The 18,042-nt window shown below is 70.8% G+C and carries 21 protein-coding genes and 1 pseudogene; 9 read left to right on the top strand and 13 right to left on the bottom strand.

The genetic code is table 11. The features are described 5' to 3' along the window. Window positions 1-178: 178 nt before the first annotated feature. The gene (locus AB0H28_RS28555; RefSeq protein ID WP_358046708.1) at window positions 179-604 is read left to right on the top strand and encodes a hypothetical protein; all 426 of its coding nucleotides are present in this window, start codon (window positions 179-181) and stop codon (window positions 602-604) included. Window positions 605-765: 161 nt separating this feature from the next. On the opposite strand, the gene AB0H28_RS28550 is transcribed toward AB0H28_RS28555, so the two are convergent. The 3 genes from AB0H28_RS28550 to AB0H28_RS28540 all read right to left on the bottom strand — a co-directional run bounded on the left by AB0H28_RS28550 (window position 766) and on the right by AB0H28_RS28540 (window position 3,485). Next, complete coding sequence (locus AB0H28_RS28550; protein WP_358046705.1) at window positions 766-1,560, bottom strand: hypothetical protein; 795 nt, start codon at window positions 1,558-1,560, stop codon at window positions 766-768. Window positions 1,561-1,778: 218 nt separating this feature from the next. Further along, window positions 1,779-2,573 carry an SGNH/GDSL hydrolase family protein gene (locus tag AB0H28_RS28545; protein WP_358046702.1) on the bottom strand — a complete coding sequence of 265 codons (795 nt, stop codon included), beginning with the start codon at window positions 2,571-2,573 and terminating at the stop codon, window positions 1,779-1,781. A 453-nt stretch (window positions 2,574-3,026) separates the two neighbouring features. After that, window positions 3,027-3,485 (bottom strand): hypothetical protein, encoded by a 459-nt coding sequence (locus tag AB0H28_RS28540; protein WP_358046699.1) that lies wholly within the window; start codon window positions 3,483-3,485, stop codon window positions 3,027-3,029. Between the two features lie 142 nt (window positions 3,486-3,627). Here AB0H28_RS28540 and AB0H28_RS28535 point away from each other — a divergent pair, with 142 nt between their 5' ends. Continuing rightward, on the top strand, window positions 3,628-4,368 hold the full coding sequence (locus AB0H28_RS28535; protein ID WP_358046696.1) for an AfsR/SARP family transcriptional regulator: 741 nt from the start codon (window positions 3,628-3,630) through the stop codon (window positions 4,366-4,368). A gap of 11 nt (window positions 4,369-4,379) precedes the next feature. Here AB0H28_RS28535 and AB0H28_RS28530 read toward each other — a convergent pair whose 3' ends face one another. From AB0H28_RS28530 to AB0H28_RS28515, 4 genes are all read right to left on the bottom strand, one after another. Next, on the bottom strand, window positions 4,380-6,461 hold the full coding sequence (locus AB0H28_RS28530) for a tetratricopeptide repeat protein (protein ID WP_358046693.1): 2,082 nt from the start codon (window positions 6,459-6,461) through the stop codon (window positions 4,380-4,382). Window positions 6,462-6,475: 14 nt separating this feature from the next. Further along, window positions 6,476-7,687, bottom strand: coding sequence for a hypothetical protein (locus tag AB0H28_RS28525; RefSeq protein WP_358046690.1), 1,212 nt, complete (start codon window positions 7,685-7,687; stop codon window positions 6,476-6,478). A gap of 611 nt (window positions 7,688-8,298) precedes the next feature. Continuing rightward, window positions 8,299-8,532 carry a hypothetical protein gene (locus tag AB0H28_RS28520; RefSeq protein WP_358046687.1) on the bottom strand — a complete coding sequence of 78 codons (234 nt, stop codon included), beginning with the start codon at window positions 8,530-8,532 and terminating at the stop codon, window positions 8,299-8,301. After that, on the bottom strand, window positions 8,529-8,750 hold the full coding sequence (locus tag AB0H28_RS28515) for a hypothetical protein (RefSeq protein WP_358046684.1): 222 nt from the start codon (window positions 8,748-8,750) through the stop codon (window positions 8,529-8,531). Before AB0H28_RS28515 ends, AB0H28_RS28520 begins: the two co-directional genes overlap by 4 nt. Between AB0H28_RS28515 and AB0H28_RS28510 the strand changes: the two are divergent. Both AB0H28_RS28510 and AB0H28_RS28505 read left to right on the top strand, forming a co-directional pair. After that, window positions 8,744-9,037, top strand: a pseudogene (locus AB0H28_RS28510) (FUSC family protein); the annotation flags it as partial. The gene AB0H28_RS28515 and the pseudogene AB0H28_RS28510 sit on opposite strands and share 7 nt — an antisense overlap. Window positions 9,038-9,549: 512 nt before the next feature. Next, entirely contained in the window at window positions 9,550-9,735 is a 186-nt protein-coding gene (locus AB0H28_RS28505; protein ID WP_358046745.1) for a hypothetical protein, read from the top strand. Window positions 9,736-9,817: 82 nt separating this feature from the next. Here AB0H28_RS28505 and AB0H28_RS28500 read toward each other — a convergent pair whose 3' ends face one another. The 4 genes from AB0H28_RS28500 to AB0H28_RS28485 form a co-directional block, all read right to left on the bottom strand. Further along, on the bottom strand, window positions 9,818-10,381 hold the full coding sequence (locus AB0H28_RS28500) for a hypothetical protein (protein ID WP_358046682.1): 564 nt from the start codon (window positions 10,379-10,381) through the stop codon (window positions 9,818-9,820). A gap of 900 nt (window positions 10,382-11,281) precedes the next feature. Continuing rightward, window positions 11,282-12,526 (bottom strand): SpoIIE family protein phosphatase, encoded by a 1,245-nt coding sequence (locus tag AB0H28_RS28495; protein ID WP_358046679.1) that lies wholly within the window; start codon window positions 12,524-12,526, stop codon window positions 11,282-11,284. Between the two features lie 496 nt (window positions 12,527-13,022). Further along, window positions 13,023-13,451, bottom strand: coding sequence for a PRC-barrel domain containing protein (locus tag AB0H28_RS28490; RefSeq protein WP_358046676.1), 429 nt, complete (start codon window positions 13,449-13,451; stop codon window positions 13,023-13,025). 112 nt (window positions 13,452-13,563) lie between these two features. Next, window positions 13,564-13,950, bottom strand: a complete 387-nt coding sequence (locus AB0H28_RS28485) for an ATP-binding protein (protein ID WP_358046674.1) — start codon at window positions 13,948-13,950, stop codon at window positions 13,564-13,566. Window positions 13,951-14,317: 367 nt separating this feature from the next. Here AB0H28_RS28485 and AB0H28_RS28480 point away from each other — a divergent pair, with 367 nt between their 5' ends. The 5 genes from AB0H28_RS28480 (at window position 14,318) to AB0H28_RS28460 (ending at window position 16,701) form a co-directional block, all read left to right on the top strand. Beyond that, window positions 14,318-15,205 (top strand): YihY/virulence factor BrkB family protein, encoded by an 888-nt coding sequence (locus AB0H28_RS28480; protein WP_358046671.1) that lies wholly within the window; start codon window positions 14,318-14,320, stop codon window positions 15,203-15,205. A 262-nt stretch (window positions 15,206-15,467) separates the two neighbouring features. Next, complete coding sequence (locus tag AB0H28_RS28475; RefSeq protein ID WP_358046742.1) at window positions 15,468-15,857, top strand: phage holin family protein; 390 nt, start codon at window positions 15,468-15,470, stop codon at window positions 15,855-15,857. Beyond that, window positions 15,854-16,135, top strand: coding sequence for a DUF3618 domain-containing protein (locus tag AB0H28_RS28470; protein WP_358046668.1), 282 nt, complete (start codon window positions 15,854-15,856; stop codon window positions 16,133-16,135). The genes AB0H28_RS28475 and AB0H28_RS28470 overlap by 4 nt, the downstream gene beginning before the upstream one ends. Beyond that, window positions 16,132-16,404: a DUF4235 domain-containing protein gene (locus tag AB0H28_RS28465; protein WP_358046665.1), complete on the top strand. Its 273-nt coding sequence runs from the start codon at window positions 16,132-16,134 to the stop codon at window positions 16,402-16,404. Before AB0H28_RS28470 ends, AB0H28_RS28465 begins: the two co-directional genes overlap by 4 nt. 99 nt (window positions 16,405-16,503) lie before the next feature. After that, window positions 16,504-16,701 carry a hypothetical protein gene (locus tag AB0H28_RS28460; RefSeq protein ID WP_358046662.1) on the top strand — a complete coding sequence of 66 codons (198 nt, stop codon included), beginning with the start codon at window positions 16,504-16,506 and terminating at the stop codon, window positions 16,699-16,701. Window positions 16,702-16,778: 77 nt separating this feature from the next. Here the strand turns inward: AB0H28_RS28460 and AB0H28_RS28455 are convergent, their stop codons facing one another. Further along, window positions 16,779-16,940 (bottom strand): hypothetical protein, encoded by a 162-nt coding sequence (locus AB0H28_RS28455; RefSeq protein ID WP_358046659.1) that lies wholly within the window; start codon window positions 16,938-16,940, stop codon window positions 16,779-16,781. A gap of 253 nt (window positions 16,941-17,193) precedes the next feature. Then, entirely contained in the window at window positions 17,194-17,841 is a 648-nt protein-coding gene (locus AB0H28_RS28450; protein WP_358046656.1) for a TetR family transcriptional regulator, read from the bottom strand. Window positions 17,842-18,042 lie beyond the last annotated feature (201 nt).

The following is an 18,042-nucleotide window of genomic DNA, read 5'->3' as shown; positions in this document are numbered from 1 at the left end:
CGACCGGGTCACCCGCCTGTCGCGGTGGCACCGTGTCACCTGCTCCTTCGGTAACGTCGACGCCAGGGCGAGCGCCCGGACATACCGATCGATCGGAGGAGACGTGGACGATCGGGTGTGATCACTGGCCCTCGGCGGCGCCTGTGCGGCGTTCATCGCCGTACCCGTTCTCGGCCCGTTGCTCGGCAAGGGCGAACAGACCCGCCGGTACGACACGGTGATCACCCCACCCGGCTACGCCTTCGTCATCTGGGCGCCGATCTTCGCCGGATGCGCCCTGTCGACCGTCGGTCAGTGCCTGCCCGATGGTCGAAGCCATCCCGTCAGCCGCCGCAGCGGATGGCCCCTGGCCGGCGCCTACGCGGCGAACACCGCCTGGTCACTCGCCGCGCAGAGTGATCGGTTCACCGCGACGCCGCTCCTGCTGGCCGCCGGAGTCGCCCGGAGCAGGCGGGGTGCACTGCCGCTCGCCGCGGCATCCGGCTGGGGTCTGCTGACCACCGCGTTGGCCATGGGCAGGCCGCGCAGCGTCAGAGTCGCGGCGGGAGCAGGCGTCGTCATGCTCGTGGCCGCCGTCCGGAGCGCGGCGACTCGTCGCGGGTAGCGGTTGCGTCGCGCCGTGATGACCCCGTTCCCGGGCGCAGGCGGAGCCGTCCGGAGCGAAGGGTCCCTCCGGCGGTACGTGAGGTCGAGCCCGCGTCTCCGACCCTCACCCGTGACCTGTCGGTCTCCGACCTTCACGACGACGCGCGCTGACACCGCCGGTCATGCTCGCCGGGTCGACGGATCGACCACTCCGTGTCGCCGGAGCGCCCGACGCACCAATCCCAGGCCGGCGAGCCCGGGCAGCCTCTCGATCCGGTCGTCGAGCTGCCGGATCTCCTGCCAACCGGCCTCGTCGGCGAGCAGGTACCGCATCAGGTGTGAGGTCTCGACCCGAGGCATCCTCGCCGCGGCGGCCGGTGCCCAGAAGTGGCGCAGCGCGAAGCGGGTCAGGCGACGGGCACGCGCCGAGTGGGCAAGCCGGTCGTGGGCCCGGCCTGCGTAGTAGGCGGCATGCCGCATCTCCAGACTCGTCACCCGGTGCAGGAGGTCGGTCAGGACGGGGTGCTCCTCCCGTAGGACGAGCCGGTGATAGCAGCTGTGGGTCATCCACTCGTTGATCGCGCCCCACGTCATCCGGATGGCGGTGGCGTCGTCACCGTTGACGCCATGGCGTAGAGCCCACCGGGCCGGCCCCCGGCGACCGATCTTGCCCGGCGCCGCTGTCACAGGCGGCGTGTCGGTCGGGATGGTGTGTGCGGTGAGTACCTTGGCCAGCACCTCCCGATGCCAGTCCTTCTCATTGATCCATCTGGTCAGGATGGCTGTGTCGGTGTGTTCGGCATGCGCCGGGGCGGCCAGCAGGTCGTGCGGATGGCAGAGGTCACACAGATGGCGCAGGCAGCGTAGCCCCTCTGGCGAGAGAGGCTGGCGTCGGAAGACGTCGTAGTCCACGCCGTCGTCGCGGCGGGCAGCCCCACGGGTGTACGAACCGGAATCGAAGGCCATGAACTGCATTCGGAGGCGGCTGCCTGACGGATGGGTCTGTCGGCCATCCGGCGCGGTGATCGTCGCGACTCGGCACGGACGGGGGGTGTGCCGGGGTCGCGATCCGGCCCGACACTCCGGCGGGAGCGGATTCCGGATTCGGTAGCCGATGACGCTTCAGATCCGTTCGGACGCTGAGGCGCCGAGCGCCTCCGGCCCGACCGGTGGGTCGGGCCGGAGGCGCTCGGTCAGCCGGTGACGGCGGTGAGCGCCGGTAGGTATCCACCGGAGTAGCCGCTGGCCCTGGGGTGGTAGGACTCGACGACGGGCAAGGTCGTACCGTTGATCCACGGGCTGCTGGCGCACACACCGTGTCCGGCGAAGCGGCCCCGCACGTCGGCATAGGTGAAGCCGGCCGCTGACGCGCGACCGGAGATGACGCCGGACATAGTGTCGGCGCCGCCGTTGAGCAGGCCCCGCTTGTACGCATTGATGCTGCCGAAGCCGCAGGAGCCGAGTTCGAACAGGCGCGGGTAGCCGAGCACGACAACCCGCGCGCCGGGCGCGCGGTTGCGGATCGTTCGGTAGGTTTCGTCGAGACGGCCGGGCAGCGTGTTGGTGATGTAGGACTTGGCATTGTTGACGGCGGTGAGGCATCTACTGTCCGAGCCGAGGCGGCAGGTGGTGACGATGTCGGCGAAACCGGCGTCGTTGCCGCCGATCGAGATCGTGACGAGGTCGGTGCCGGCGTTCAGCGCGCCGAGCTGGTTGTTCAGCACCTCGCGCGTGGTGGCGCCGGAGCAGGCGACGAACTGGAAGCTCGCCGGTGCGTGGCTGTTGGCCCACAACCTCGGGTACGCCTGCGGACTGCGCCGGCACGAGCCGCTGCCGCTGTCGTAGTTGTTGGTGCCGACACCGGAGGAGTAGGAGTCGCCGAGGGCGGCGTAGTCCGTGCCGGCGGCGGAGGCGGGGGCGGCGAGACCGAGGCTGAGCAGCAGGCCGGTGGCGAGACTGCCGAGAAGCGCCAGGGGGCGACGGGTCATGCGGGACCTCCAGGGGGGATGGGGGCCCACTTCGTAACACGTTGTATACTGGCTAGTAACAACTGCCGGGGTCGATTTCACGACTGGCGCTTTTTTAGTCGCGGCCGACCTTGCCGTCGACGACATCTATCGAGCAAAATTGTTGGATTCATGGTCCGGTGACGGCGAGTGCGGCCGCCCGCTCCGCCTTGACCGACGCGCCTCGGGTCAGCGGTTCGCGCCAGCTGCTGCGCTACCGGACGCCTGCTCCGGGATCTCGTGATCCTCAAGCCGGAGTTGCCCGCCGGTTGTCTCGGCGGCGCCACCGCCGTTCGGGCCGGTGACCTCGGTGTCGTCGTGTACCGGCACACCGTGACAGCGCGGGCTCATGCGCGCCTGCCCGGCGGCCGACGGCCCGCTCCGGCCGCCGGGAAGACATCGATTACCGCTACGGCCTCAGCGGCAGCACGTGCCTCAGCACGGATAGCCGGTGCGAACCTTGTCGAAGGCGGCCTCGCGGGTCAGGCCGGTCTCGCTGACGCCGGTCGGCCCGTTGCGGGCGGACCGGCCGAGCTGCACCGGTTCGATCACGGTGCGGCGGATCTGGTACCTGTCGCCGTCGGTTGTTCTCTCCGCCCGCAGGCCGACCAGGGTCAGGCCGTCGCTCCCGCGTCGGCATCCGACGCCGGTGCCGGACCGGGCGAACCCGTTGTCGAACCGGTACTGCTCGCCCTCGGCGTTGCGCGTCACGACCACTCGGCATCCGACGAACGCGAAGAGGTATGCCTGCCGCGAGCCGCCGAGGAGGATGAGCGACGAGCCGTCGACGACGACGAAGCCGTGCGGTTCCAGTTCGCTGGGTTCGGCAACGGTGCGGCCGTATGCCGCGCTGGGTAACGCGCGGTCGGCAGATGGGGACGTCCGCAGCGTCATGCGGTATCGCTGGCAAGCCGGGCCGACGTCGTCGGGGTGCCCGGATGGATAACACATTCTGGGTATGACCATCTGCGTATCGGACCGATAACGTGAAGTTATGTCTCCATACGCGAGAGCGGTCGGTGGACTGGTGCACGCGGTGCGTTTCCGTGTGCTGGACACCGTCGCGGTACGGAACGCCGACGGCACCTGGCGCGAAGCGCCGACAGCGAAGCAGCGCAGCCTGCTGGCGAGTCTGCTGTTACGTGGCAACGAGTGGGTCGCCGTCGGCCGGCTGGTAGAGATGGTCTGGGCGGGACGCCCACCCCGCTCGGCGTCGGGCAACCTCAAGACGTACGTGTGGCGACTACGCTCCCTGTTAGGAGATGCCGGACACGACAGTGACCGGCTGGAGAGCCGGCCCGGTGGCTACCGCCTGCTCGTGGAACCCGGTGAGCTGGACCTGCACGTCTTCCACGAACTGGCCGACCGGGGCCGGCAGGCGCTGGCGGCCGGGGACCCGGCCGACGCCGGTCGCTACCTCACCGACGCGCTGTCGCTCTGGGCGGCCGATCCGGTCGGCAGCAGTTCGGTGGAAGTGCCCGCAGTCGACCGCGTGCACCTTCAGGAGCTGCTCCGCAGTGCCCAGGCCGTACTGGTCGAGGCGGAACTGGCGGCGGGCCACCCCGACAGCACGATCACCCTGCTCCGACGTCTCGTAGCCGACCAGCCGTTGGTCGAACAGTGGTGGGCGATGCTCATCCGGGCGCTCGCCCTGGCCGGCCGTCGGGCGGAGGCGATCACCGCCTACCAGCGGGTGTGCCGGCTGCTCGACCGGGAGTTGGGCCTGACCCCAGGAGCATTGGTGCGCGACGCGTACGGCCGGGTCCTCGGCGGTTGAGCGGCGTCCGGTCACCGAGCGGCGGCCACGCTCAGCGCCTGGTCGCATTCGTCCCGCTCCCGGCGGATCTCCTCGTCGGCCGGGTCCAGCTCGGCCGCCCGGGTCAGGTCGGCCAACGCTTCGTCGTATCGACCCAGCGCCCGGTACGCGGTGGCCCGGTTGTACCGCAGCGCCGCGTCGTCGCCGACGGCCAGCGCCCGGTCCAGGTGGCCGACGGCTGCCAGCGTGTCACCCGCGTCGAAGGCCAGTGCGGCCAGACCGGACCAGGCCGCGGTCGCACCCTGATCGACCTCCAGCGCCCGTCGGTAGGACCGTTCCGCCTCGGCGGCCCGGCCCTCCTCGGCCTGAAGCTGACCGAGCAGGCAGAGCAGGTGCGGGTTCGCCCCCTCGATGGCCAGGCCGGCGTCCAGGTCGGCGCGCAGTGCCGCCGCATCGTCCAGGGTGGCGTACAGGCCGGCCCGGTTGACCAGCGCGTCCACATTGCCCGGTTCGAGTTCCAGCACGTAGCACAGGTCGTGCAGCGCGGCCTCCAGGTCACCGATGCCGGCGAGCACGTCGGCGCGGTTGTAGTGGGCCTCCGGGAAAGGCGGGCTGAGCCGGATCGCCTCGGCGTAGCCTTCCAGGGCCTCCTCGTCGCGGCCCAACCGGTGCAGCAGGTTCGCGCGGTCGAAGTGGTACTCGGGATGGTTGGGGTCGTCCGCGATCACGGCGGTGAAGTCGGCCAGCGCCTCGTCCAGCCGGCCCAGAGCGGCCAGCACCTGGGCCCGGTTGTGCAGGAGCACCGAGCGGTGCAGTCGGTGCTCGTCCGCGCCCAGTTCCTGGTCGAGCCGGGCCAGCCCGGTGGAGACCAGGTCCAGCGCGCCGGGCAGGTTCCCGAGGTGCATCTCGATGAGGGCCAACCCGTTCTGCTGGAACACTGTGGAGAAACTGCGGTCGGCGCCCTCCGGCTGGAGACTCGCGATCGCGATCGCCTGGTTGATCCAGGCCCGGGCGCGTACGTGGTCGCGCTGGTCCCGGTCCCGGTGCCGGGTGTAGATCATCGCGGTGGCGTAGGCGGCCTGGCGGTGGATGATCGGGTTGACACTCAGGGCGCGGGCCTCGTCGTAGAGCTTCTCGGCCTCCTCGGGTCTCCCCAGTGCCGAGAGCGAGGTGGTCATCTTGGTGGTGAACGCCCACCACGGGCCTTCCTGGGTGGCCCGGTCGACGACCGCGCGCCCACGGCGGCCGAGGTCCAGGGTGGCGTGATAGAACCCCATGTCCACGCAGTAGTTCAGCGCCTCCAGCAGTGCTCTGGCCCCCGCCTCGGCCGGATCACCGGCTCGCTCCAGATGGTACGGCAGCGCACCCAGCCGGGGCGATTGCAGCCCGCTGGCGAGCAGTTCCGCTGCCCGCTCGGCGTGCAGCCGGCAGCGGGCGGCCGGGTCCAGGTCGGTGTAGGCGGCCCGGAGCGTCGGGTCGTCGACGCAACAGTCGGTGGCGACGTAGGCGCGGGCCGGGTCGGGCGGCGGTGAGTCGGTGCGGGGCACCGACGGCGCCTCGCACCGCTTCGCGTACTGGCGGAGAGCAGCGGCCAGCTCGTCGTCGAGCGGCCCGGTGCCGGTGCCGACGACCACGGTGAGCAGCTCCGGATCGACCCGCCGCAGCAGGACCGAGACGAACTCGGCATCGGTCGGGTCGGCGGCGTCCAGGCGGTCGAGGACCAGGGTCCGGGGTGGGCCGTCCAGGCTGCGGACGTGGTCGCGGAGCAGCTCGGTGAGGCCGTGGGACAGCCGTAGCGTGCGAACCCGGGAGTAGAACCGGGTCCGTTCGGCCGGCACCGCCAGGGAGGTGAGCGTCTCCCGCGAGGCGGGTACGAGCTGCCGCAGGTCCGGGGCGACCGACAGCACCTCGATGTCGTGCCGGTGCACCAACTCGGGCCTGGCTGCCAGCATCTCCGGCACCAACGCGGTGAACAACGTGTTCGCTGCGGTGTAGGGCCCGAACCGGCGCCGGTGTGCGTCGACCGGCCCGGCCAGCGGTACCGCCGTCAGGTCGCGGGCGGCGGCCAGGCGCTGGTACGCGTGATCGCCGGTGATCCACAGGTGCTGCGCCATCGTGCGCGCTCCTCTCACTGAGCCAGGTGACGGACGTCGGCAGCGGATCGCCGCTGCCGGCGGTTGCGCAGCATCAACACGGCGACCAGGGCGAACTGGCCGACGGTGACGGTTAGGAAGATCAACGAGTCGGCGATGCCGGCGATGCCGTGACCGGGGTTCACGAGCCGGTCACCGGCCATGACGAAGGTGCGTACCGTCGTCGGGATCACCGCCAGCACCAGCACCCCGAGCGAGACCACGTAGCCGATCAGGAGGAGCCAGGAGTACCAGCGGGCCACCTCGCGGTCCCGTGGGTGCAACCCGGCTTCGTTGACCGGGCTACGTCCGAGCAGCCGGCGGGCGCGGTTGGCGAGCACCCGGCGGGCCGCGCCCTGCAGGTCGTGGCAGCCGAGCACGGTGGTGACCACCCCGTACAGGTCGGTGCGCAGATAGAAGGCGAACTGCCAGGCGAAGCGGAGCACGGTCAGGAAGGCCAGGGCGAGGCAGAGGCCGCCCAGCCGCGACGGTGTGCCGTCGGAGCCCAGGGTGGGCACGGCGGCCAGCGTGAGCACCGAGATCAGCAGCAGGTCGGCCAGCATGCCGGCGAGCATCGGCAGATAGCGCTGCCGGCGCGGCATCACGACCAGACCGTCCAGGCTGGTCTCGAAGGTCAGGAAGTGCAGTCGGTGGCTGATCCGTAGGGCGGAGCGCAGACCCAGCCGGCGCCCGGCCAGCGCGTGGAAGCTCTCGTGGACCAGGATCAACGGGATCTGGCCGAAGAACACGGTCAACGCGAGCGCGGTGACGTAGTCCGTGTAGAAGAGATTGTCGATGTGCGGGACCAGCCGTGGCCACGCCGCCATCGCGATGACCGCGCCGGTGAGCAGCAGCGCGTACAGGATCCAGGCTGGTGGGGAGAAGAGCCAGCGCCCCAGCCGCTGCCAGCGCAGGCGTGCGGCAGCGACGGCCGGCTCGGCGTCGCCGGCGAGGAAGTCCAGCTCGGACAGGACGCCCAGGAACTCGACCAGGTCGACCTGCTCGCCGTAGGTTTCTGCATACCAGTCGGCGGCCTCGGCCGGTGGCATCCCGTCGGCGATCCGGCGCAGCAGTTCGGCGCCGTCGGGCGGGAAGACCCCGAACGAGTCGATGTCGGTCCGCCCGACCACGACGTCGTCCCCGTCGGGCAGGTAGGTGAGGGGATGTACGCGGAGCGGCTGGTGCAGCGTGGACGGTGCGGTCGTCATGGTGGCCTTCCCCGGCGGTGGGGCCGGGGCCCGGACCGCTGTGTCGCGACGGTCCGGGCCCCGGTGTGTCGGTTCCACCGGCTCAGAACGGCCAGCAGAGCGGGTTGTCGTAGAACGTGGCGGCGGTGGTCAGCCGGACGGTGCCCGGCTTGCGTACGACGATCTTCTTCATGCTTCCTCCTTCCGAGGTGGGGTCCTGTCCGCAGAACCTGCCACCCGCTGGTCCATTCGCCGTCCACCGGCGGTGTTCCGGCCGGTCACGGGCCGAGCCTCGCAGTTGGTCGCCGGACACCTCGTACCCCTTCGTGGTGACGGCGGGGTGGAGGTGGTCAGACCGGTCGCGGTCCAGACACCGATGCCGATGTCAGCGGGCATCCCGGCACCCTGCCGTCGGCATGGCGGGCCGGTGCGGGTGGCTTCGGTGTCCCGCCGGGCAGAGATCACTCCTGCCGTCCACCGGGTCGCTCGCTTCGGGCGACGAGCCGGGGCGAGGACCGGCCAGGGTCGTCCGGGAAGCACCCTGACCCAGGGGAGTCACCCGTCGCTGCGACGGGGTAGATCCTGCGGCTGCACGCCCGCCGGCCCTTCGACGTGCTGCACGCCCAGTACGCCTATCCCAACGGCCTCGCCGTGCGGGCCTGCTCGACGGTGGCGCCGTAGCCGACGGCGGCGGCCCGGGGCCAGCCGGCGCCCAGGTGGTCGGCGGAGATCACCGGCACACCGAGGCGGTCCAGCCCGGACACGTCGAAGTCGTCCACCTCGCCGGCCGGCAGGGCGTCCGCGAGCCGGTCGGCAACCGACCGGACCGAGGTCGTGGGCGTACGCGGTTCGACCGCTCGGGTCATGTCAGCTCCTCGATCGGAATGGGGCCGGCCAGCGGCTGCCCGCGCAGGTGCCGGTCGAACAGGGCGAGCACCTGCTTGCGGGCGACGGGTGCCGCGTACTCGAAGGGGGTGGCGACCGCGTCGAAGTCCAACTCCTCGACCAGGTCGCGCGCCTGGCGCAGCTCGGCGTGCGAGAGCGGGATCTGGGCATGGTAGGCCTTGTGGCAGGACAGTGCCACCGGCGTCAGGGGCGCACGTGTTCGCGCCGTCTGCGGCCGTCGGCACCATCGCGACGGCCATCGGGCAACGCGCGCGGCGTACCGTCGAGTTGCTGGCCGGCGTCGGGCTCGGGATCGCCGTCGGCGACGGGTTGCGGTTCCTGCTCGGGTCGGGCCCGTGGCAGACCGGGGTGATGGTCGCTCTGGCGATCGCCGCGGCTCTGCTGCTCTCCGGCCGGGGGAGCGCCCTCGTCGGTCAGGCCGGCGGCACGGCGGTGCTGATCGCCACGCTCGCACCGATGGAACGCGGGCTCGAGCTCCCGCGGATCTTGGATGCCCTCGTCGGTGCGGTCGTGGGCATCGCCGTCGTCACCCTGCTGCTGCCGGTCAACCCGCTGCGCATCCTGGACAAGGCCACCAAGCCGATCTTCTACTCGTTGTCCGGTCAGCTGAACCGGGTTGCGCGCGCTCTGGTCGACCGGGACGCCGAAACCGCCGTACGGGTGCTCGAGGAACTCCGCAACCTCGACGACGACCTCGGTCGGATGCACGAGGCGCTGGCCGGCGCCGACGAGGTGGTCACGCTCGCACCGGTCCGTTGGCGCCGCCGGCAGCAGTTCCACCGGTACGCGGACATCGCCCAGCACCTGGAGCGCCTGGTCGTTGACGCGCGTGGCATGTCCCGCTGGGCAGCGAACGCGCTGCAGTATCGCGAGCTGATGCCCCCGTCGTTGCCCGGGGGATCGCCCGCCTCGCCGATGCCATCGACCAGCTACGGCGGGAGAGTCACCGCGGAAGCGGCCACGCGCACAGCCGGGACATGGCCCGACAGGCGATCGAGTTGGCCGCAGCGGCCCGGAGCGGCGGCCTGCGCACGTACGGCGACGGCCTCGTCGCCGACCTGCGGACGGCCGCCAGCGACGTCCTTCGGGCGACCGGTTGTCCACCGCCCGAGGCGAACCGGATCGTCCGTGCGGCGGCCGACGCCGGGACGACGGCTACCTGAGCTCTCGACACGGACGACGGAGCGGGGAGGATGTGGTGCGGCGCCACCGGCGCGCTTCCGGGGCGGGCCGCACCACGCGGGCTCACCATCGCAGCGGCACGCGACCCGCGGCGATGAGGCCGAGTCGGCGGGCTGCGGTCATGAGCGGTGCGATCCTGGGGCCGTCGCCCGTCGGGGGTAGGCTCCCGGTCGGCACACCATAGGCCGCGATCATGCCCGAGACCAGGGCCGTCGTGGTCCAGCCGACCGGCACCTCGATCAGGCCGCCGGCGAAGGGCAGTCCCGGCGGGTCGTGCAGCGCGAGGCCCATGGCGTGCGGGCGCGCGTCCCATCCGGGTGCCGGCGGTGGCGACGCCGCGTGCCCCCACCGGGCGAGCCCGAGCACGATCGCGGCCTCGACCTGCGCCTCGTACACGTGTCCGTTCAGGGCCTCGGTCATCGCCGGGCGCCCCGGCGCGAACCACACCACGGCCGGCGACCGATCGACCGCGTCGGACCGGTGCGGTAAGAGGAGCACCCGGACCGCGCCCGGTTCAGGGGTCCGCCGTCGAGCGGTCTCAGCCTCCGCGAGCATCCACGCGTCACTCACGTGGTCAGGCTGACGCGCCCGGGGAGCTGCGGTCGGATCGCTCGCGTCGGACACCACGTGACGTAACGTACCCCACGTGTACCGAACACCCGCGGGGATGTCCGAGTTCGATGGGGCATCGTCGGGCCCGAACCTCATGGACGCGGTCTCGGGCACCGCACCGTCCTGCCATCGTGACGAATCCAGAATGTCTCCGCGGTGCCCGCGCTCCGGTGCGGTGCCGTGCCCTGCGCACGGATCGCCACGGCGGACCGGCCGGACGAGCCGCCCTCTGTCGTTTTCCGCAGATTGCGTACTGTGACATTCCCATTGGGGTCCTGGCCTGCGGTTTACTCCCGACGCTCAGGCCGGGGCATCGGCCCGTCCGATTCGCCGATCAGCGCTTTCCGTCAGTCCGTCCCGTTGGCAGGAGTTACCGTCTCGGATGCGGGGCACACCCTTCCAGGAGAGACCACGGATGTGAACATGCCGCATCGGGAGTCTGACGCGACACAGCAACTCAGAATCGACTTCTTCGTCGGTGATCGGCTGATGCGCCGCCTGCGCCGAACCGCGGCGCCGATGTCTGCGGGGTGGCGGCATCTTCCGGTCGTGCCCGACTGGTACTGCGGCGACTGCGCCCAACCCTGGCCGTGCCGAGCCGGTCGCGATCGCCTGAGGGACGAGCACCGCCGTGCGCCCGGAGCCGTCTTCCAGTACCTCGGTGCCTGCTACGCGCGGGCCCTGACCGATCTACCCGCGGAACCGACCCGATACCTGCACGCACGGTTTCTGGGCTGGATACCGCGTCGTCGGACGCCCAATTCCGTTCCCGATCGGAGGTACGGAAGAGACGTGCCGTCGAACTGAGCCCAGCGCGAGCACGAGGGGGACCGGCAGGAGGAGGCTTGCGGTGAGCAGCCGCGGCGCCTGTCCTCGCCGCAGGCGGCGGCCGACGCGGCGGAGCAGGCGACACGGTCAGGCCTCATCCTCCGTCGCTTTCGAAGGCCAGGTCAGGTGGAGCAGGGCGGTGTCGTCGTTGTGTCGGCCGTCGTCGCCGCGCCTGATCTCGGTGAGGAGAGCGGTGAGGAAGTCGCCGGGATCGGTGGTGACGCTCAACCTGCCGGCGAGGTCGACGAATCGTTGCTCGCCGAGCCGGGTCCCGTCCTCGGCGAACCCTTCGTAGGCTCCGTCGGTGTAGAGCAGCAGTCCCGCGTCTTTCGGAAGGGTGACGACGGACTCCTGCCAGCGGCCCCGTCCGGGGAACATGCCCAACCCGAGGTGGTGACGGATCGGCGCGGGGTAGGCGCCGTCGGGTGTGATCACCAGGGGGGCGGGATGGCCGGCGCTGACGACGACCACCGTTGAGCGGTCCGGGGTGACGCGGATGGTGCACGCGGTGGCGAACATCGCCTCGCGTGGTCGTTCGGCCACCAGCACCTGTTCCAGCAGCCGCATCCGGGAGGTCTTGTCCACTCCGGCCAGGGTCAGGGTGCGCCATCCGACGCGGAGGCCGACGCCGATCGCGGCCTCGTCCGGGCCGTTGCCGCAGACGTCGCCGATGACGGCGTGGATCGTGTGGTCCCTGTCCTGCACGAGGTCGAAGAAGTCACCGCCGAGCAGCGACCGTCCTCGCCCCGGTACGTATCTGCTGGTGACCGCCAACGTGGGATCGGTGATCAACGGCGTCGGGAGCAGGCCCCGCTGCAGCCGGAGGTTCTCGCTGGCCTGCATTCGGCTGTCCCGCAACTGCCGCTGGGTGACGACCACCCGGCGGCGCTGAACGGCGTACTCGACGGTGCGCCCGAGAAGCGTCCCGTCGATCTGGCCCTTGATCAGGTAGTCCTGGGCGCCGGCGGCGACGGCCGCCGTGGCCGTGGCGGCGTCGGCCAGGCCGGTGAGCACCACCACGGCCGCGTCCGGCCATCGGTGCAGCACCTGCCTGAGCGCCGCCAACCCGCGGCTGTCGGGCAGGTGCAGGTCAAGCAGTACACAGTCCGGCGTCGAGGTGGTAGCTGCGGCCTCGGTCAGGCTGCTGGCCTGCGCGAACCGGGTGCCCAGGCCACTGTCCGCCAGCAGTTCCCGGGTGAGCAGCGCATCGCCGGGATCATCCTCGATGAGCAGGACCGCGAGATCTACCGCTGCGGACGATGACGCCGGACGCCCGACCGTCGACGGTGCGGCGGTGGACGGCGCCACCGGCCGGTCGGCGTCACTGAGCACGGCAGATCCCCTTCTCCCCGGCTGCGACTTGGATGCTGACGTCAGCGTGATGCGTGATCCGCTCCTTCGGTGGATCCCAGCCATTATCACCTTCGCTCACGCCGTCGGATATGCCGCTGGCGTCGATGTGGCCGCGCCGCCCGACGACGTTCGCCCGGCGCCGGTCGAGGGCCGGTCCGGGAACGAAACGAAGGGAAAGTCAGACGCCCGACGCGGACTCGCAGTCGAGGTCGATGATTGGCGACGGGACTGGCGGGGCATCAGGAAGGTAGATCCGATCGGGTTCGAGTGGCAGCGATCCCCGTGCTCGATCGCGAGGAAGAGAGGCCCCCTGCCGCTTCGGGCGGCAGGGGCTCTCCTTCGCGGCGGATGATCCTTGGTCGAAGCCCCGGCAGCCGCGTTGCGTGGTAGCGGCGCCGGAGTGACAGGCGCGAGGTACGTCTACGCGTCGTGAGTCAGCCCTCACCGATTCGCTGTCCGCACCCCGCCGTGGTGGTCAGGGTCGATCGTGCTCGCCATCGTCCAGTGAAGCGGTGTACGTGCGGGCGTAGTAGTCCCCGACACGCTGACGGAACCCTGCGGTGTCGAAGTCCGCCTCGTCGTACCGAGGGGAGTTCTTGATCTGCTCCTTGGTGCGGTCGACGAACAGGGTGCGTGCGTCGTGGTCGGCGTAAGCGACGGTGCCCGCGGGCAGAAGCACTTTGCGACCGAAGATCCAAGGACCGGTGTCCACGACGAGCAGGGCGTCGCCGACGTCGTAGCTGGCCCGGTCGACCGAGCCGATCTGTCCGTCGGTGGCCTCCACCCAGTAGCCCACCATGTCGGCGTGCGGGCTGCCGGCCGAGCGGCCCGCGTCCGGATCCTCGGTGCCGCGGGCAGCGTCGAGAAAGCTCTCGCGCCACGTGCAGGGGGTGAACGGCTGCACAGCGACCTCCGGTCCTGACGAGCGTCGTTCCTGCTCCTCTAAAGTACCCAGGGTCAGGTGGGCTGAATCCGTCATGGGGGCGTCGCGTAGCACCCCTGCCCGGCCGAGGAGATCAGGCGGGCCGGTCGAGGGGGATTTCCGCCCACACCACTTTGCCGGGCCGGCCGTCGTCGATGGTGTGCGCGCCCCACTCGCGCGCCATGGCCTCCACGATCAATAGGCCCCGCCCGCCGATCCGATGCGGGTCCGGCGCGAGACGTCGGGGTTGCCGGGTGGAGTTGTCGAACACCTCGACGAGGATCGCGTCCGCCTGACGCGTCAGCTCGAGCTTCCCGCCGTCGTCGGTGTGCCTGATGACGTTGTGCATCAGTTCTGTGATGACGGCGAGCGCGTCGTCGGCTACATGCGCGGCGTCCCAGTCGGCAAGGATCTTCCGTGCAGCCTGGCGGACCGGCGCGCTGTCAGCGCTGCCTCCGAAGGGCATCTGCACCGAGTCCATACCGAACACCTACCCCGCTCCACCGCATCCGTACCGTAGTCGATCATTCTGGCGTCGGCGAACCGGGCACTGCCCGCGTCCCGACCGCGCCGTCACCGCACGTTCGGGCGACCCCGGCGTGGATCGAGCAGTCCATGCCACCTGACCCGGATCAGGTGAGCGCCGCTTCTCAGCCATCGAGCAGGGGAGTGTCTAGGCTGGTCGACGACGTCGCCGGCCGACGATCCGGTCCGAACGGGCCGCTCCTGTTACCGGATCGTCTCGGCGGGGTGCCGGCGAGGGCATGTCGCGTCCTGTCCGCGCGAAGGAGGGCAGAGTGGCGAGGAACGGATCAGCGGCCCACAGCGTGACCGCCGGCAGTGGTCAGGTGCCGCAGCGGCTGCGGCAGATGCGCGCGGCGGCGTGGCGCGGAGTGTTCCGGCGCGCGGCGCAGGGGTTCATGAAGAACAGTTGTACGGACCTGGCGGCAGGTCTGACCTACTACGCGGTGCTGGCGGTCTTTCCGTCCGCGATCGTCGTCGTCGCCCTGGTCAATCTGGTCTCCGAGGGTGACCGCACCGTCGACACGATCGTCGACCTGCTCCGCGACCTGGGGGCCGGGGCGGTGGTGGATCAGCAGTTGCGCGACCTGATCCAGGAGGTGGTGTCGAGTCAGGGTGGCGCGGCGGCGCTGTTGAGTTTCGGGTTGCTGGGCGCGCTGTGGTCGGCGTCGGGCTACGTCGGCGGTTACACCCGGGCGTCCAACGTGATCCACGGGGTGCGGGAGGGGCGGCCCTTCTGGAAACTGCGTCCGCTGCAACTGCTCATCACCGCGGTGTCGCTGCTGCTCATGGCCGTCGTCGTGGTGATCCTCATCGTGAGCGGTCCGGTCACCCGAGCCGTCGGCGACGCCTTGGAGATCGGCGAGACCGCCCGCACTCTGTGGTCCGTGCTCAAGTGGCCGGCCCTGGTGCTGATCGCCATGGTGATGCTGGCGATGTTGGGGTGGCTCGCGCCGAACGTGCAGCCGCCGCGGTTCCGGTGGCTGACCGTGGGCGGCTTCGTCACCCTGCTCGCGGTGGCGATCGTGTCCTTCGGCTTCGGCTTGTACGTGGCCAACTTCGGCTCCTACGACAAGACCTACGGCACGCTCGGCGGGGTGATCGGCGTTCCTGGGCTGGCTCTACCTCGTCAACGGCGCCGTCCTGTTCGGTGTCGAGATCAACGCCGAGGTGCAGCGTGGCAGGGCGCTGCAGGCCGGTCAGCCCGCCGATGATCCCGTCCTGCCTCCACGGACCGCAGCCGACGGCGACCGCTCCGACGAGGCGACGACGCATGCGGCGCGACCGGGTGAGCGGCCACCCTCGCCGCAGCGGGACGCCGCCGACGACGGCGCTCGTCCCCACTCGGGGGCAGCTATCCTGGCGTTTGCGCCGCGACCGCTGGGGGCATCACGGGAGCAGCCAGACGAGGAGGCCCCGGTGTCGCCAGACGCAACCACCCGTGCACAGGAGTCGCCCTCCGGTACGCCGGAGACGATGTCGACGTCGGAACTGGTCACCCGGGCCGCCGAGCAGGTGAGGACGCTGATGCGTGACGAGCTGGCGCTGGCCAGGGCGGAGATGGTCGCGAAGGGCCGGCGGGCCGGAGCCGGTGGCGGACTGTTCGGCGGTGCCGCGGTCCTGAGCCTGTACGGGTTGGGACTGCTGCTGGCGCTCGCGGTGGTGCTGCTGGACCTGGTCTGGCCGCTGTGGCTTGCGGTCCTGGTCGTCCTGGTGCTCGTGTTCGCCGTGGCTGCGGTGCTGGCGCTGCTCGGCCGTCGGCGGTTGCGCGCGGCGACGCCGCTGGTGCCGCAGGAGGCGGTTTCCGGGGTCGCGGCGGACGTGGACGCGGTGAAGACCGCGGTTCGGGAGGGACGATCGTCATGAGTGAGAGCACACCGACGGACCCGCAGCAGTTGCGGGCAGAGATCGCGCAGACGCGCGCCGCTCTCGGTGACACCGTGGAGGCGCTGGCGGCGAAGACCGACGTCAAGGCCCGCGCCAGGGCCGGCGTCGAGGACGCCGCCGCGCAGGCTCGGGAGAAGGTCACGACGGCGGCAGGTCGCATCGAGGGGGCAGCCGGGGCGGTGCCGCTGGCGGTGGTCGGCGCGGCGGCGGTGCTGGCGGTGCTGGTGGCCCTTCTGGTCCGGCGGCGGCGGGCGTGAGTCACGTCGCGGCGAAGGTCGCGTACCGTCCGGTCGGCCTCCTGCTCGGCGTCGGGGCCGGACTGGTGTCGGGGCTGTTGTTCAAGCAGGTGTGGAAGCTCGTCGAGGGCGAACAGGACGCACCACACGCCACCGACCAAGACCGTGGGTGGGGCGAGATCGTCATCGCCGCCGCGATCCAGGGCGCCATCTTCGCGGCGGTGAAGGCCACCGTCGACCGGGCTGGTGCCGTCGCCGTACACCGGGCTACCGGATACTGGCCAGGCTGACCGGACACCCGGTTCGCCGCATCGACGTGCGGCAACGGCAGACGACTTCGCGCCTGCGAGAGCAGCACCATCTTCGGCCAAGGGTCAGAGAGGAACACGATGAAGGTCACGAGGTTCGCCGCCGGCCTGGCGGTCGGCTACGTGCTCGGCGCCCGCGCCGGCCGCGGCAAGTACGAACAGATCACCGGGCAGGCGCAGGCCCTGCGCGCGAACCCGACGGCCGCCCAGGCCCGGGCTGCCATCGTCGAGCTGCTCTCCAAGCCCAAGGTCACCCCTACGCTGCCGACGCACGAGTAGCGTGTTCGCGCCTCGGCCAGCCGCCGACACCGGCAGGCAGGCCCGCCGGCGCGGCGGTGACGTGCGGAACCGCCGCGTCACACCGCTCGGTCGTCGGTGACGGTCGCCAGCGACAGGTCCTGTGCGGCTGCCTCGATCCAGTCCAGAAGCACCTCGATCCACTGGTCCACCTCCGCGACCCGTCGAGCCAGGTCGGCGAGACGCAGCGCCTGCTGCTCCATGACAGCTTCGAAGGTCATGCGACGACCTCGCTCTGGAGGATGGCCTTCGCTCCTCGGCTCTGTGTGGCCATGTCAGTGCCACACCGACCGTTTGACCGGCGTGGCCGAGCAGTGGCGGGTGAACCTGCTGAGGAGCGCCGGCGGTGCGGACGATGTCGCGATCACCGTACACGTGTTCAGGAACCGGCGAACGCGGCTCCTCCGGCCGGAGGGATGCTGTTCCCACCTCGAACTGGGCTCTGCTCGACCTGCGGGATGGCGCTGTGGCGCGTCACGTGACCGTTCCCGTTGCGGGGAGGTCGTACTTCGCCGCCGTGACGCTGGTCAGGTCGATGCCGGTTGTGTGGCTGGCGTATCTGAGCAGGTAGGCGCGGGCCTGCTCGGAGGTGACGGAGGTGCGGGCGATGATGTGGTAGCCGTAGGCATCCTCGAGTGCGACGAGGTTGCGGGCGGCTTCCGCAGCGGGTAGAGCGAGAGTGAAGGCGCCCTGGTCGCTGCCGGCGTCGAGGAGATCCTCGTACAGGTGGGCCTGCCGGTCGTAGAGGCTGCGGCGTAGGGCGGCGTGGTCGGGGCGGCGGCGCGCGCGTGGGGAGAACTCGTAGAGCAGGCAGCACAGTTCGTCGTCGGCACCATGGGGCAGGCCGGCGTCGATCGCGGCCGTCAGCTTCCTGGCGTGGTCGATGTGTTGCTCCACCGCGTGGGCTCGTTGGCGGTGGAACCGGTCGGCGGCGTCTTCGAAGACCTGCTGGAACAGGTCGTCGAGGTGCCGGTAGTAGTAGGTGACGGTGCCGGGAGACATGCCCGCCGCATCGGCGATGTCCCGGATCCGCACGCGGGCCAGGCCGTGCTTGACGATCGCGCGGCGAGCCGCCGCGGTGACGTGGGCGCGCTGGTGGTCCTGATCCTTGGGGCGGGCCATCTGTCTCTCCGGTGACGGTGGGCTGCCGGGCCGCCTGCCCACGCTACCAACGCTGTCACCGCTGTGCCGTGCGGTACCGGGGTGGCGTTGACGCGGACCACGGCTTTGTCAACGCCGGCCCAACCGGGACCACCGTGGTCCGGCTGAAACGGGACCACCTCGGTTTGGTTGATCTTTAGTCGTTGGTCTTGGTGGCCGGTG

Origin of the sequence: Micromonospora sp. NPDC050980, assembly GCF_040653835.1 — a bacterium.
In the GTDB taxonomy this organism is placed as follows: Bacteria; Actinomycetota; Actinomycetes; order Mycobacteriales; family Micromonosporaceae; genus Micromonospora.
This window is presented reverse-complemented; position numbering and strand designations above follow the sequence as displayed.

Bases quoted from the DNA above. Each gene is read 5' to 3' on its own strand.
- AB0H28_RS28550 (WP_358046705.1), bottom strand. From the start codon at position 1,560: ATGCAGTTCATGGCCTTCGATTCCGGTTCGTACACCCGTGGGGCTGCC.
- AB0H28_RS28545 (WP_358046702.1), bottom strand. From the start codon at position 2,573: ATGACCCGTCGCCCCCTGGCGCTTCTCGGCAGTCTCGCCACCGGCCTG.
- AB0H28_RS28540 (WP_358046699.1), bottom strand. From the start codon at position 3,485: ATGACGCTGCGGACGTCCCCATCTGCCGACCGCGCGTTACCCAGCGCG.
- AB0H28_RS28530 (WP_358046693.1), bottom strand. From the start codon at position 6,461: ATGGCGCAGCACCTGTGGATCACCGGCGATCACGCGTACCAGCGCCTG.
- AB0H28_RS28525 (WP_358046690.1), bottom strand. From the start codon at position 7,687: ATGACGACCGCACCGTCCACGCTGCACCAGCCGCTCCGCGTACATCCC.
- AB0H28_RS28520 (WP_358046687.1), bottom strand. From the start codon at position 8,532: ATGACCCGAGCGGTCGAACCGCGTACGCCCACGACCTCGGTCCGGTCG.
- AB0H28_RS28505 (WP_358046745.1), top strand. From the start codon at position 9,550: ATGGCCCGACAGGCGATCGAGTTGGCCGCAGCGGCCCGGAGCGGCGGC.
- AB0H28_RS28485 (WP_358046674.1), bottom strand. From the start codon at position 13,950: ATGGACTCGGTGCAGATGCCCTTCGGAGGCAGCGCTGACAGCGCGCCG.
- AB0H28_RS28475 (WP_358046742.1), top strand. From the start codon at position 15,468: ATGTCGACGTCGGAACTGGTCACCCGGGCCGCCGAGCAGGTGAGGACG.
- AB0H28_RS28470 (WP_358046668.1), top strand. From the start codon at position 15,854: ATGAGTGAGAGCACACCGACGGACCCGCAGCAGTTGCGGGCAGAGATC.
- AB0H28_RS28460 (WP_358046662.1), top strand. From the start codon at position 16,504: ATGAAGGTCACGAGGTTCGCCGCCGGCCTGGCGGTCGGCTACGTGCTC.
- AB0H28_RS28455 (WP_358046659.1), bottom strand. From the start codon at position 16,940: ATGACCTTCGAAGCTGTCATGGAGCAGCAGGCGCTGCGTCTCGCCGAC.
- AB0H28_RS28450 (WP_358046656.1), bottom strand. From the start codon at position 17,841: ATGGCCCGCCCCAAGGATCAGGACCACCAGCGCGCCCACGTCACCGCG.